The sequence below is a fragment of the Sphingobium sp. AP49 genome, from assembly GCF_000281715.2.
GTDB lineage: Bacteria > Pseudomonadota > Alphaproteobacteria > Sphingomonadales > Sphingomonadaceae > Sphingobium.
In genome coordinates this window covers 1,120,570-1,133,737 of the sequence record NZ_CP124576.1, presented here as the reverse complement: position 1 = coordinate 1,133,737, position 13,168 = coordinate 1,120,570, and the positions used below count along the sequence as shown (strand labels likewise).

Annotated in this window: 12 protein-coding genes; 6 read left to right on the top strand and 6 right to left on the bottom strand. The window is 65.7% G+C overall.

The features are described from left to right. The first annotated feature begins 96 nt into the window (after positions 1-96). From PMI04_RS05490 to PMI04_RS05475, 4 genes are all read left to right on the top strand, one after another. Positions 97-990, top strand: coding sequence for an AraC family transcriptional regulator (locus PMI04_RS05490; protein WP_007713810.1), 894 nt, complete (start codon positions 97-99; stop codon positions 988-990). A gap of 332 nt (positions 991-1,322) precedes the next feature. Further along, complete coding sequence (gene rplJ / locus PMI04_RS05485; RefSeq protein ID WP_007713811.1) at positions 1,323-1,838, top strand: 50S ribosomal protein L10; 516 nt, start codon at positions 1,323-1,325, stop codon at positions 1,836-1,838. A 75-nt stretch (positions 1,839-1,913) separates the two neighbouring features. Then, on the top strand, positions 1,914-2,288 hold the full coding sequence (gene rplL, locus PMI04_RS05480; protein WP_007713813.1) for a 50S ribosomal protein L7/L12: 375 nt from the start codon (positions 1,914-1,916) through the stop codon (positions 2,286-2,288). A gap of 156 nt (positions 2,289-2,444) precedes the next feature. Continuing rightward, positions 2,445-3,851, top strand: a complete 1,407-nt coding sequence (locus PMI04_RS05475) for a carboxylesterase family protein (protein WP_007713815.1) — start codon at positions 2,445-2,447, stop codon at positions 3,849-3,851. A 15-nt stretch (positions 3,852-3,866) separates the two neighbouring features. Here PMI04_RS05475 and PMI04_RS05470 read toward each other — a convergent pair whose 3' ends face one another. Beyond that, positions 3,867-5,303 carry a porin gene (locus PMI04_RS05470; RefSeq protein ID WP_007713816.1) on the bottom strand — a complete coding sequence of 479 codons (1,437 nt, stop codon included), beginning with the start codon at positions 5,301-5,303 and terminating at the stop codon, positions 3,867-3,869. Between the two features lie 142 nt (positions 5,304-5,445). On the opposite strand from PMI04_RS05470, the gene PMI04_RS05465 reads away from it, so the two are divergent. Both PMI04_RS05465 and PMI04_RS05460 read left to right on the top strand, forming a co-directional pair. Next, positions 5,446-6,954, top strand: coding sequence for an ABC transporter substrate-binding protein (locus PMI04_RS05465; protein WP_007713818.1), 1,509 nt, complete (start codon positions 5,446-5,448; stop codon positions 6,952-6,954). Between the two features lie 62 nt (positions 6,955-7,016). Next, complete coding sequence (locus PMI04_RS05460) at positions 7,017-7,439, top strand: DUF4112 domain-containing protein (RefSeq protein ID WP_007713820.1); 423 nt, start codon at positions 7,017-7,019, stop codon at positions 7,437-7,439. 6 nt (positions 7,440-7,445) lie between these two features. Here PMI04_RS05460 and PMI04_RS05455 read toward each other — a convergent pair whose 3' ends face one another. From PMI04_RS05455 to PMI04_RS05435, 5 genes are all read right to left on the bottom strand, one after another. Further along, the gene (locus PMI04_RS05455; protein WP_007713822.1) at positions 7,446-8,273 is read right to left on the bottom strand and encodes a ribonuclease T2; all 828 of its coding nucleotides are present in this window, start codon (positions 8,271-8,273) and stop codon (positions 7,446-7,448) included. Then, positions 8,266-9,129, bottom strand: coding sequence for a carboxylating nicotinate-nucleotide diphosphorylase (gene nadC / locus PMI04_RS05450; protein WP_007713825.1), 864 nt, complete (start codon positions 9,127-9,129; stop codon positions 8,266-8,268). Before nadC ends, PMI04_RS05455 begins: the two co-directional genes overlap by 8 nt. Beyond that, positions 9,114-9,392 carry a hypothetical protein gene (locus tag PMI04_RS05445; protein ID WP_007713827.1) on the bottom strand — a complete coding sequence of 93 codons (279 nt, stop codon included), beginning with the start codon at positions 9,390-9,392 and terminating at the stop codon, positions 9,114-9,116. The genes nadC and PMI04_RS05445 overlap by 16 nt, the downstream gene beginning before the upstream one ends. A 12-nt stretch (positions 9,393-9,404) precedes the next feature. Then, positions 9,405-11,531 (bottom strand): prolyl oligopeptidase family serine peptidase, encoded by a 2,127-nt coding sequence (locus PMI04_RS05440; protein WP_007713828.1) that lies wholly within the window; start codon positions 11,529-11,531, stop codon positions 9,405-9,407. Positions 11,532-11,665: 134 nt separating this feature from the next. After that, positions 11,666-13,069 (bottom strand): phospholipase D-like domain-containing protein, encoded by a 1,404-nt coding sequence (locus PMI04_RS05435; RefSeq protein WP_007713830.1) that lies wholly within the window; start codon positions 13,067-13,069, stop codon positions 11,666-11,668. Positions 13,070-13,168: the final 99 nt, after the last annotated feature.

Below are 13,168 nucleotides of genomic sequence, written 5' to 3'. Positions count from 1 at the left end.
CCATGATTGCACGATTTTCCGACATAGTGAGTTATGCTGGCTGACATGATGGAAATCGACTATCTCGATTGCCTGAAATTCTGAGGAATGATGCAGATGAGCCATGAACTGCTCGGCCAGCAGATTGCCCGCCACATGGACGGGGATGGCATCGTCGATACGGCCATCCCGCGCCTGACGCTGGTGCGCTGGTCGCAGGCGGGCGAACCGGTCCATATGCTCCAGCGCCCGGCGCTCTGCATCATCGCACAGGGCGCCAAGCAGGTGATGATGGGCGATGCGGTGATATCCTATGGCCCGGCCAGCTATCTGGTCGCCTCGCTCGACCTGCCGATCACCGGCACGGTGACGCAGGCGCGGGAGGATGCGCCCTATCTCTGCTTCTGCCTCTATCTCGACCCGGCCCTGCTGTCCGACATCGCGCTGACGCTGCCGGCCTCCGCAACCGTGGAGGAAGGGCGCGCGCTCTCGCTCCACCCGATCACGCCCGAACTGCTGGATGCGGCGACCCGGTTGACGGGCCTGCTGGGCCAGCCCGGCAGCACTGCCCTGCTGGCGCCGCTCGTCGAGCGGGAATTGCTGGTGCGGTTGATGATGGGGCCGAGCGGCGGGTTGCTGCGCGCGATCGCCACCGGCGACAGCCGCACCGGCCAGATCGCGCGCGCTATCCGCTGGCTCAAGGCCCATTATCGGGAGCCATTCAGCGGTCCGGCGCTGGCCGATCTGGCCGGCATGAGCCTGTCGAGCTTCCACGATCATTTCCGCCGCGCCACCGCCATGACACCGCTGCAATATCAAAAGCAGCTGCGCTTGCAGCAGGCCCGCCAGATGATGCTGGCGGAACGGATCGACGCAGCGGAGGCGGGTTATCATGTCGGCTATGACAGCCCCTCTCAGTTCAGCCGTGAATATCGCCGCCTGTTCGGCGCCCCGCCCCAGCGCGATGTCGGACGGCTGCGCGCCATGCCCCAGCGGGCGCTGGCAATCTGACCACCCTGATCATCAGCCGCGCCTCCACCAGATTCCGCGTGACACCAGCGCCTGAAATCTGTAAGGGCGCCCCAGCAGACCTGTGGCCGCAACGCTGCGGGTCTTCCGTCCGAGACAGTTGGTGAAGGGAATATGCCCTTCTTAATCTCCAGCCTAGACGGGGAAAAGTTCTTTACCGGACGGGCTTCGCGCCCGATTCGGGTCTGCCTGATTTCCTGAAACGGAATTCGCGGCCAGTCGATCTCTCCCCTTCGGACTATTGCCCCGTGCGGAAACGCGCGGGCTTTTGCCGTCCATCGGGTCGTCCGATGGACATGAAGTGGAGTAATGGCATGGATCGTAATCAGAAAGCTGAGGTCGTTTCCGCGCTGAACGCAGAGCTGGCAGAAGTTGGCGTGGTCGTCGTGACCCGCAACCTCGGCATGACCGTCGCCCAGTCGACCGTCCTGCGCCAGAAGATGCGCGAAGTCGGTGCGTCCTACAAGGTTACGAAGAACCGCCTCGCCCGTATCGCCCTTGACGGCACCGCCTACGGCTCGATCAGCGACCTGCTGACCGGCCCGGTTGGCCTCGCCACCTCGGTCGATCCGGTTGCAGCCGCCAAGGTTGCAGTCGAATTCGCGAAGACCAACGACAAGCTTGAGATCGTTGGCGGCGCGATGGGCGAAGTGCAGCTCGACGCAGAGGGCATCAAGGCCCTGGCGTCGATGCCGTCGCTGGATGAACTGCGTGCAAAGCTGATCGGCCTCATCGTCGCTCCGGCTACCAAGCTCGCAACCGTCACCCAGGCACCGGCAGCGCAGCTCGCGCGGGTCTTCAACGCCTATGCGGAGAAGGAAGCGGCCTGATTGGCCCCGACCGACTTCTTGTAATCGTTTCAACATCATGTTGCGGGGCTTTCCCCGCTTAGAAGGAAATATATCATGGCAGACATCAACGCTCTGGTCGACCAGCTCTCGGCCCTCACCGTCCTCGAAGCCGCCGAGCTGTCGAAGGCTCTGGAAGAAAAGTGGGGCGTTTCGGCCGCCGCTGCCGTCGCCGTTGCCGGCCCGGCCGCTGGCCCCGCCGCCGCCGCTGTTGAAGAGCAGACCGAGTTCGACGTGATCCTCACCGGCGACGGTGGCAAGAAGATCAACGTCATCAAGGAAGTCCGCGCCATCACCGGCCTGGGCCTGACCGAAGCCAAGGCTCTGGTCGAAGGCGCTCCGAAGGCTGTCAAGGAAGGCGCCAGCAAGGACGAAGCCGAGAAGCTGAAGAAGCAGCTCGAAGAAGCCGGCGCGACCGTCGAGCTGAAGTAAGCTGTTCGGCCTCGCTCCGGCGAGGCCCGGCTTTCCGGCTCCGGCTGGAGAAACATGGGGTGGCGTCTTCGGGCGCCACCCCTTTTTCTTTGCCCGCCATTGATTTCCCTGCCGCACCAGCCTCTATTCCGGCCATCACGAACAGAGGAGACGGGCATGAGGCGGATCGCAATTGTCGGGCTGAGCGCAACCCTGCTAAGCACCGGCGCCGCTCCTGCCCGCTCCCCCCTCATTCCGATCCCTACCGTCCAGACCGACGCCGGCACCGTCCATGGCGCCGTCGAAGCCGGCGTCATGAGCTGGAAGGGCATTCCCTTTGCCGCGCCGCCGGTCGGCGACCTGCGCTGGCGCATGCCGCAGCCGGTCCAGCCCTGGCAGGGCGTGCGGGAGACCACCGCCTATCGCAACGACTGCATGCAGCTTCCCTTCCCCAGCGATGCCGCGCCGCTCGGCACCCCGCCAGCGGAGGACTGCCTCTACGTCAATGTCTGGAAACCGGCCTCGGCAAGCACGAAGCTGCCGGTGCTGTTCTGGATCTATGGCGGCGGCTTCGTGAATGGCGGCTCGTCCCCGCCCACCTATTCGGGCGCCGCACTGGCCAAACAGGGCCTGATGGTGGTCAGCTTCAATTACCGGCTCGGCCGCTTTGGCACCTTCGCCCATCCAGCCCTTGCCGCCGCAGACGAAGACAAGGGCCTCACCGGCAATTACGGCCTGATGGACCAGGTCGCGGCACTGCAATGGGTAAAGCGCAACATCGCCCGCTTCGGCGGCGATCCGGCCAATATCACCATCATCGGCGAAAGCGCGGGTGGCATGTCCGTCCATGCGCTGCTGACCTCCCCCCTGTCGCAGGGCCTGTTCCAGCGTGCGGTCATCATGTCGGGTGGCGACGGGCAGATGATCGGTCCCAAGGATGGCAGTGCCGCGACGATCGGCCAGACCTTCGCCACGGCCAAGGGGATCAAGGGCAGCGATGCCGCCGCGCTCAAGGCGCTGCGCGCCCTGCCCGCCGATCAGGTGGTCGACGGCCTCAATCTGGCAGGCATGTTCAGCGGCCAGTTGGGCGCCTACAGCCCGCCCTTCCCGGACGGGACGATTGCGGTCAATCCTGCCGCTGCCTATGCCGCCGGCCGTTTCGCGCATGTTCCGGTGATGGTGGGCGCCACCGGCGCCGACATTGGCGGGCCGACCGGCTTCATGGTCGGCGGCGCCCGCACCGTCGCCGCGACGCTGGCCGACGCCAGGCTACCGGTCTACGCCTATCGCTTCGACTATGTGGCGACGTCGATCGGCCAGCCGGGCGCCGGCCATGCCAGCGACATCCCCTTCTTCTTCGATACGCAGGCGATCAAATATGGCGCGCAGACCAGCGCGCGCGAAAATGAGATGGGCCGCACGATCAGCGCCTATATCGTCAATTTCGCGCGCAGCGGTAATCCCAATGGCGCCAACCTGCCCGCCTGGCCGCGCTATGATGCGGGTGAGGACCGGATCATGCTCTTCAACCCCGACGGCAAGGCAACGGCACAGAAGGATCCGCTGCCGCCGGTCACCCCCTGAACAGGGAATGGCCGCTCAGTAGTTCCACTGCACCTGGGTACGGATCAGATTGCCTTCCGCCCGGCCAGTGCGGCGATCATCGGCCTCGGCGCGCTTCATCCAGGAATAGGCGAAGGTGAATTCCAGCGCCTTCCACAACTGCCATTCGACACCCAGTTCGATTTCGTCGGTTTCCAGACGCGGCGCGTTGATGCCGGCCTTCCACCCGCCGCGATAATGCTGCCAGCGGCCATAGGGGATCAGCGTGCCGATCGTCTCGGTCGGCAGGCGATACATGGTCTGGACATAGCCCCCGCTCAGATTCTTGGTTTGGATCGACTGGCTGGCGACATCATATTCCGGCCCCTTGCCCCAATTCCATTCGGCCTGGATGCCGAAGGGCTGGGGATAGAGCATGGCGTGGATGCCGACACGATCATCGTCATAGGCGATCGTGCTGACGCCGCCGCTGCGCACTTCGGGCTGCACATCGTTCATCATCGCCGATCCGCCGATTTCCAGCACCTGCCCCTCAAAGGCATCGCCCAGCCCGTCCAGCTCGAACGGCCAGGTCGCAAAGGCAACCTTCATCAACCCGCGATTCTGCTCGGTCCGGTTGGTGCCCTGCCCGTTGAAGACGCCGACGCCGAACGCGCCATAATTGCCGAACAGCTTCTGCCCGTCATGCCCCAGCCGATCCCAGATCTGCTGCACCGACGACGGGGTATAATAGCTGACGATGCCCAGATCGCGCTCACTGGGCACCGCGCTGTTGATCGCGTCGCTGCGGTCGAGCGTCAGGCGGTTGGACGAGGACTGCATATTTTCCCAGCCGAACGGCACCTTCGACTGACCAAAGCGCAGGCGGACATTCTTGTCCTTGTCGAGGAAGACGTCGGCATAGGCGTCGCGCAACTGGACGAAGCCCTCGCGCCGCTCGGTACCCGCCTGGTTGTTCACCGCCGTCGCGAAATCGGACTGGAGATAGAGCGATACCCGATCGGATACATCGCCCTGCAGCACCAGCCGCGCCCGACGCAGCGAAAAGCCGCCACGGTCGGAGATCGAACTGTCATGGGGGGAACGCAGACGGGACTGGCCGGCGGGCGCGGTATCGTCGCCCGACAGGAAGGCGTTGTAGCGCATCTGGGTATAGCCGCGCAGCGACAGCTTTTCGTACCAGGGCTTGGACTTTGCCGCGGTCGCCGATGGCGGGACGGCCGCCGGTGCGGTGGACACAGCGGCGAGTGCAACCGGCGGCGCAGCGGATTCCGCTGCGGCTGCGGGCGTCGGTGCGCTTACAACCGGCTGCGCGCTCTTGTTGGCGACCAATGCGGCGGTCAGCGCCTGAACCTGCGCCTTGAGTTCGTCGATCTGGCGTTGCAAGTCCGCATTATCCTGCGCCTGTACCGGCGTTGATAGCATCATCGTCGCCAGCGCGGTGCCGACGGCCAGTCGCATTCGGAGCGTCATTCCGGTTCATTCCCCTGTTTCGGGGACGCCAGTATGAATTTTATGTTACATTGCGGCGTCTTTGACATGTCGTTTTTATGACATTGCCAAATGCACCGATCCCGGTTGGCGACAGCGCCCCGGCGGGCTAAGCCGGTCCGGCATGTTCGCCGCCGCCCCTCGCCTGCGCTGCCTGTCGCGCCGCGCCGCCCTGATCACCGGGGCAAGCCTTGGCCTGGCGCTGTCCGGCTGTTCCGACGAAGGCAGTGGCCCCGTGGTGGTCAGCGTGATCGGCGATCGCGCCGATGTTGCCAAGCCGCTGCAGAATCTGCCCGATCCGGCAGCCAAGCTGGTGCTGGAATCGACCGCCCAGGGTCTGGTCGCCTTCGATGCCAGTGGCGACATATTGCCCGCCCTGGCCCAGCGCTGGATCGTCGAGGATGACGGGCGCAGCTATATCTTCCGCCTGCGCCGGGCCTTCTGGGCCAACGGTACGCGGGTGAGCGCCCCCGACGTCGCGCGCATGCTGATGGCGCGGATCGAGGCGCTGCGCCTGCTCGACCCCGACGGGCCGCTCGACGCGGTGCAGGCGGTGGTGCCGATGACCGGCGAGGTGATCGAAATCCGCATGGCCGCCCCGCGCCCCTACGTGCTCCAGATGCTGGCCCAGCCGCAGATGGCGGTGCTGTCGCGCGACGGCGGTACCGGCCCCTATCGCCGGCGCTGGCACGATGGGGCCATGCTGCTGACGCCGATCGACCGGGCGACGGGCGACGACGCCGACACGGATGACGACGGCACCCTTCCTGCCTGGCAGACCCGTGTGCTGCGCGCCGAACGCGCGGCGCTGGCGATCGTCCGGTTCCGCGAGAAGCAGGCGGCGCTGGTATTGGGCGGTCGCTTTTCCGATCTGCCATTGCTGGTCCCCGCCGGCATTGATCGCGATGCGGTGCGCGTTGATCCGGTCCAGGGTCTGCTCGGGCTCGCGGTGACGGGCAGCGGCGCCCTGCTGGATGACGACGGCATCCGGGCTGCGATCAGCATGGCGATCGATCGCAGCCAGTTGCCAAGGCTGTTTCCGCTGGGCGGTTGGGCGACCAGCGAACAGATCATGCCGGGTCAGCTCGATCTGGCCACACCGCCGGTACAGCCGGTCTGGGCAGCGCTGTCGCTGGACGAGCGGCGGGTCCAGGCCCGGGCCAATGTCGATCGCTGGCGCGCCGGCCATGCGGGCACGGTGCCGGCGCTGCGCATCGCCCTGCCGCCCGGCCCGGGATCGACCATGTTGTTCGGGCTGGTCGCCCGCGACCTGCGGGCGATCGGCCTGGCCGCTGAACGGGTGGGCATGACCGACAATGCCGATCTGCGCCTGGTGGACGAAGTCGCCGCCTATGACAGCGCGCTTTGGTATCTCGGCCGTATCGGCTGCGCGCGAAAGGTCCATTGCAGCGCCGAAGCGGAGGCCGCGCTCCAGGCCGCCAGCCTCGCCAGTTCACCCGACGAACGCGCCGCCCGCATCGCCCAGGCCGAAGCCCTGGTACAGGCGCATAATGGCTATATCCCGCTTGGCGCGCCCGTCCGCTGGTCGCTGGTGTCGCAACGGCTCAGCGGCTTCCTGCCCTCGCCGCGCGGACGCCACCCATTGAACCATCTGTTCCGCAGCACCAATTAGGTTCTTGCGCCCATTTTCCGCGCCCGAACGTTCAGGGCAGGAGGCGCAAGGAGAAAAATTGGATGCCCGTTTCGTCCAAGCAGTTCGATGAGCTTGTCCGTGACATGCCCGGCTTCGGCCGCGACCCGGCCTCGATCCGCCGTCGGATCGAGATGATGGAAGCCGTGCTGGAGGGTCTGTTCGTCATTCCGGGCACGAAGCGCCGGGTCGGCCTCGACAGCCTGGTCGGCCTCGTGCCCGTCGTCGGCGACATCGCGACCGCCGCGATGGGCGCCTGGATCGTGTGGGAAGCCCGCAATCTCGGCCTGTCAAAATGGCAACTGACCCGCATGGCCGCCAATGTCGGCGTCGACACGCTGGTCGGCGCCATTCCCTTTGCCGGCGATATCTTCGACTTTCTCTACAAGTCGAACACCAAGAATCTGCGCATCATCCGCAAGCATCTCGATCGCCACCATCCCTCGACGGTGACGATCGACGTCTGACCTGCCTTACTTGCCTTCGGTCGGCACCTGGGCGTTGGGGTCCAGGTCCAGCAGCAGGCCGGGCCGCTTGGTCGGGTTGGCCGGCGGCGGCACCGGGCGGCGCGGATTGAGGATGATCGGCCCGGGCGTGATCTTGACATAGGCGCTGTCGGGCACGCCGCCCTGATGGCCGGGGCAGCGGGTGAATTCCAGCGCCCGGTCCATGCACAGCCACACTTCGCTCAGCTTGTTGTCGCGGGTGGTGGTGACGCGCATCATGTCCGCCGTCATGCCCTTGTTCGCCTTGGCGAAAGCCTCGGCAAACTGGCCGGCGGTCAGGTTCTGACGTCGCGACAGCGCCGCCATGTCGGGATAGCGCAGCGATTCATAGAAGGCGCGCGACAGGTTGAAATACAGCTCCGGCTTGGTCGCCATGCAGGTGCCATGCTTGGCCCATTCATGCTGGATCAGCTGAGCCGAGGGGGTCGCGCACATATTCTGGCGGATCACCGCGCGCGGGACCAGGTCGGTCGCGCGGCAATATTGCGGCCATTCCTTGCCATAGCCGTCGGGCCACAGGCCATGCAGGGTGAAGCCGAACTTGCCGTTGCGCCCGCCGCACTGGACGCTGTTGCCCGTCCCCTTGGCGGTCGCGCAATATTGCGGCGACCAGCTGATCGCCAGCGTATAGCTGCCGATCGGCAGGACGCGCTTGGGCTCCTTGTCGCTGGGCAGTTCCGGTTCGGGTCGGGCCGGCTGGCTCGGCGGGCTGCAATAGGCCGCCTGGGCGAACGCGGTGCCCGGCATGGCGGCAAGGGTCAGAATGGGGACGAGAGCGAAAATCAGGTTACGCATGGGAGAAATCCAGTCCGATGTCGGCGGCAGGGGCAGATTGGGTGAGGCGGCCGACGCTGATATAGGTGACGCCAGTCTCCGCCTTGGCGCGGATCGTCTCCAGCGTGACGCCGCCCGATGCTTCGGTCGGCACCCGCCCGCCGACCAGGGTGACGGCGCCGCGCAGCGTGGCTGCATCCATATTGTCGAGCAGCAAATGGGTGGCGCCAGCGGCCAGCGCCGGCTCGATCTGGTCGACCCGGTCGACCTCGACGATGATCTGGGCGATGCCGGCGGCCACCGCCCGGCGCGCCGCTTCCTCGACCGACCCGGCGACCGCGACATGATTATCCTTGATCATCGCCGCATCCCACAGGCCCATGCGATGATTGGTCGCGCCGCCCATGCGGGTGGCGTATTTCTCCAGCCGGCGCAGGCCGGGGATCGTCTTGCGCGTATCCAGCAAGGTCGCGCCCGTGCCCAGGATCGCGTCGACATAGGTCCGCGTCATGGTGGCGATGCCGGTCAGATGCTGCACCGTGTTGAGCGCCGAACGCTCGGCCGTCAGCAGCGCGCGGGCCTTGCCCCGAATGCGCATGATGTCGGTCCCCGCCGCCACCCGGTCGCCATCCTGATGCAGCAGCTCGATCTCGACATCGGGATCGAGCGCGCGGAAGAAGGCGACCGCGATCGGCAGGCCGGCGAGCGTCACCGCGTCGCGGCTGTCCATCACCCCGTCGAAGATCGCATCAGCCGGGATCACCGCCTCGCTGGTGACGTCGCGGCCATCCGGCCCCAGATCCTCCGCCAGCGTCGCAGCGACAAAGGCGTCGAGGTCGAACGCCTCCAGGGTAAAGCTATTCATTCTGTGTACCATGTTGCGCCGCCACCTTGGGACTTGGGAAGTTTCTTGATCTCACGGACGGTCTCTACGAATATCCGTGCGTCAGCCATTCGCTCTGGCTTGCCACGCCATTGAAAGCTTCGCTCTCCACGCAGCATCTGAACGACTTTCATCTCGGCATCATCGGGATCATCGGCTTCCAACCATCGCGTGGTGTTGAAACCACACATGCCTTTCTTGCCTATCAATTCAGCCGGAAAATGCGCTCCTCTGATCGAGCATTCATAATAGGGCATGGCCGCCCCCGCTCACTTCTTCTTCTCCACCAGTTCGCGGGTCAGGAAGGCGTGCAAGAGCGCCGCGCGCACCGCATCCTCGGCATGGTCGGCGCCGACCGAATGGCCGCCCTCGCGATATTCATGATAATAGACCGTGCTGCCGGTCGCCTTCAGCTTCGCCGCCATCTTGCGCGCATGGCCCGGATGCACCCGGTCATCCTTGGTCGACAGGTAGAAGAAGGCGGGCGGATAGTGCACCCCGGTCTTCACATTCTGATAGGGCGACCACCGCTGCATGAACGCCCAGTCCGACGGCACATCGGGATCGCCATATTCCGCCACCCAGGACGCGCCGGCCGACAGATGCGAATAGCGCTTCATATCCTCCAGCGGCGATCCCGCGATCACCGCACCATACAGGTCGGGCCGCTGGGTCATCGCCGCGCCGACCAGCACGCCACCATTGGAGCGGCCGGAAATGCCGATATTGCCCTTGGTCGACACGCCGGTCTTCACCAGATCCTCGGCCACCGCCGCCAGATCGTCGAACGCATTCTGGCGCTTCTCGCGCAGCGCATCCTGATGCCAGGCCGGACCATATTCGCCGCCGCCCCGGATATTGGCGAGGACATAGGCATTGCCATCCTCGACCCAGAACAGGCCCAGCGGCCCGGCGCGATAGGGTTCGGTGGTGAGGTAGGTCGGCGTCTGCGCCGCGCGGAACCCGCCATAGGCATGGATGAACGCCGGGACCGGCCCCGTCACGCCCTTCTTGCGCGCCAGGAAATAGGGCACCTTCGTCCCGTCCTTCGACGTCGCGAAGCGCTGCTCCACCACGAACTGGCTGGCGTCGAAGCGCGCGGGCAGTTGCTGGATCGTGCGCGCCGGCCCCTGCGCGCCCGCCACCATCAGGCTCGGCGGGGTCAGCATCCCCTCGACCGAAGCGAAGACCCGGTCGCCCTTGTCGTCGGTGCCGACCAGATGGACCGTCGCCTTGTCGGCCAGCGGCACCGAACGGCTGGTCCAGCGGCCGGTGGCGGGGTCGCGAGTCATCGCCAGCAGCGCGCCCGACACATTGTCGAGCTGCTTCACCCACAGGATATGGTCGGTGGTGCGCACTTCCTCGACAACGGTGGTCGCGGTCGGCTTCAGCACGACCTGCGGCACCCCCGCCTTGCCCGCCGCCACATCGGCGATCGGCCAGGACACCAGCGATCCGGTCGGAATGTCGCCCAGCGGCTTGTTCAGCAGCACGATCATCTGCCCGCCGATCAGGCCGCGGAAATCGGCCGTGTCGGGCACCGGGGTGCGGATCAGCTGGCCGTTCGCACCCTCGATATAGAGGTCGTTGGTGTAGAAGGTCAGCGCCCGGTCGATGAAGACCCAACGCTTGGCTCCATCCTGCTCGACGCGCGGCCGCACCGAAATGTCGCTGTCGACGCCTTCCTTGACCAAGGTCGCCGCCGACAATGGCGTGCCCCGCTTCCAGCGCTTGACGATGCGCGGATAGCCCGACGCGGTCAGCGATCCCGCGCCATAGTCGGTGCCGACCAGCAGCGTGTCCTTGTCCGCCCAGGCGACGTCGCTCTTGGCTTCGGGCAGGGTAAAGCCGCCCTCGACGAACTTGCCGGTGGTCAGATCATATTCGCGCACGACATCGGCATCGGTGCCGCCGGCGCTCAGCGAGATCAGGCAGCGGCTGTAATCGGGCGCCAGGCAGTCGGCGCCATGCCAGACCCAGCTCTTGCCCTCGGCCTTGCCCAGCGCATCGACGTCGATAATCGTCGTCCAGTTGGGCTTGCCGGCGAGGTAGGAGGCCAGGTCGCTCGACCGCCACAGGCCGCGCGGATTCTTCGCGTCCCGCCACAAATTGGTGACCCGGTCGCCCATCACCTTGTCGGGCACCGCAATCTGGCTTTCATCGTCCAGGATCGCGCGCGCCCGCGCCCGGTCCGCCTCGAAACGCGGGCTGGCACGCAACAGCTTTTCCGTCTCGCCATTCCACTGCTCGACCTGCGCGATCGCCTTTGTGCCCTCGATATCCTCCAGCCAGAGATAGGGATCGTCACCCGTGGCGGGCGCGGCGGCGATCAGGGCAGGAGCGGAAGCGATGGCGATCGCCATCAGGGCGGAACGGAGCGTCAGCTTATGTCTCATGGCCCGATGCGATAGGCGATGATGCGGGGCTATGCCAGCGGGTTAGTACCCGTTTAATCGTCATTGCGAGCGCAGCGAAGCAATCCATCGGTGCAACATGGATTGCTTCGCTGCGCTCGCAATGACGGATATTGTCAAAGCAGCGAGCCGACCATCCGCGCGACATTTTCCGCAACCTTGCGATAGAGCGGGCGGGCGCGCCACTGCTCGCGGTCCAGCGTCTCCGCCCGCGCCATGAAGCGGCGCTGCACGACTTCGACTGCCGCCACCGTTTCGGCGTCATAGAGGAGCAGGCTCGCCTCCTCGTTCAGCTCGAAACTGCGCATGTCGACATTGGCGGAGCCGACCACCGCCAGCCGGCCGTCGATGCTGACCGTCTTGGCATGGACGAATTCGGGCCGATGGGCGTGGATACCGATGCCCGCCGCCATCAGCTCGGCATAATAAGAGGATTGCGCCGCATGGACCAGCCACTGGTCGACCGGCTTGGACACGATCAGGTCGATCTTGACGCCACGCACCACCGCCGTGCGCATCGCATCGACCAGATCGTCGTCGGGAATGAAATAGGGCGTCACCAGCATCACATGGCTGCGTGCCTGATGCAGCTGCCACACCAGCAGCGTCTTGAACCCTTCCAGCGGATAATTGGCCCCGCTCGGCAGCAATTGCGCCACCGCCTCGCCAACCGGTTCAGGAATGATCACTGGCCCCTCGGGCAGCTGGCGCGTCTCCATATACCAGTCGGCCCGCACCAGCGCCTCCAGCTCCGCCACCACCGGCCCGGTCACCCGCGCCACCAGTTCCTGGTTGACGATGCCGGGCTTGAAATCGCGCGCGACGATATTCTGCGACCCGACATGGCCGATCGTCCCGTCGATCACGAACAGCTTGCGATGGTTGCGCATGTCGCGCCTTGTCCGCCCGCGGATCCAGCGGAACGGCAGGGCGGCGCACAGCTCCACCCCCGCCGCGCTCAGCATCGCCTCCATCCCCCTGCGCCACGGCCGCGATCCCACCGGATCATACATGACCTGCACGGTGACGCCGCGCTTGACCGCCGCGCCCAGCGCATCGGCCACGCGCTGCCCCACCGCATCGTCGGCGAAGATATAGACGAGGATGCGGACGCTGTGCCGCGCGGCATTGATGTCCGCCACCAGCCGGTCGATCGCGACGATATAGTCGAAGATCAGATCGACCCGGTTTCCGCCGGTCGCCGGCATCTTGCCCAGCTTGGCGGCGAGGTCGACGATCGGATCACGGGGTGGCGCATGAATGGCCAGCCGCGCCCCAATGCCGCCGAACCAGGGGTCGAGCTCGCCAAAGCGCTCGCGTCGCCATTCGGGGAAACGCGGGCTGCCGATGATCCAGAACAGGATCAGCCCCGGCACCGGCAGGAAGAAGATCAGCAGCAGCCAGGCCCGCGTCGCGGCCGCGCTGCGGCGAAAGGGCACCGCGATCAGCGCGCCGATGCGGATCGCCCATTCAAGGATATAATAAGCGAGGCCGAAGTCGCTGTCGGGGAGGTTGACCATGTGCCTTTTCTCCCCGTCAAGCGATCCGTTCGCTACCCACACTTCGTCATTGCGAGCGTAGCGAAGCAATCCACGGGTCTGCAATGGATTGCTTCGCTA

Coding starts and splice junctions, on each gene's coding strand:
- rplL (WP_007713813.1), top strand. CDS start 1,914: ATGGCAGACATCAACGCTCTGGTCGACCAGCTCTCGGCCCTCACCGTC.
- PMI04_RS05445 (WP_007713827.1), bottom strand. CDS start 9,392: ATGCCCTATTATGAATGCTCGATCAGAGGAGCGCATTTTCCGGCTGAA.
- PMI04_RS05475 (WP_007713815.1), top strand. CDS start 2,445: ATGAGGCGGATCGCAATTGTCGGGCTGAGCGCAACCCTGCTAAGCACC.
- PMI04_RS05465 (WP_007713818.1), top strand. CDS start 5,446: ATGTTCGCCGCCGCCCCTCGCCTGCGCTGCCTGTCGCGCCGCGCCGCC.
- PMI04_RS05440 (WP_007713828.1), bottom strand. CDS start 11,531: ATGAGACATAAGCTGACGCTCCGTTCCGCCCTGATGGCGATCGCCATC.
- PMI04_RS05460 (WP_007713820.1), top strand. CDS start 7,017: ATGCCCGTTTCGTCCAAGCAGTTCGATGAGCTTGTCCGTGACATGCCC.
- rplJ (WP_007713811.1), top strand. CDS start 1,323: ATGGATCGTAATCAGAAAGCTGAGGTCGTTTCCGCGCTGAACGCAGAG.
- PMI04_RS05490 (WP_007713810.1), top strand. CDS start 97: ATGAGCCATGAACTGCTCGGCCAGCAGATTGCCCGCCACATGGACGGG.
- PMI04_RS05470 (WP_007713816.1), bottom strand. CDS start 5,303: ATGACGCTCCGAATGCGACTGGCCGTCGGCACCGCGCTGGCGACGATG.
- PMI04_RS05455 (WP_007713822.1), bottom strand. CDS start 8,273: ATGCGTAACCTGATTTTCGCTCTCGTCCCCATTCTGACCCTTGCCGCC.
- nadC (WP_007713825.1), bottom strand. CDS start 9,129: ATGGTACACAGAATGAATAGCTTTACCCTGGAGGCGTTCGACCTCGAC.
- PMI04_RS05435 (WP_007713830.1), bottom strand. CDS start 13,069: ATGGTCAACCTCCCCGACAGCGACTTCGGCCTCGCTTATTATATCCTT.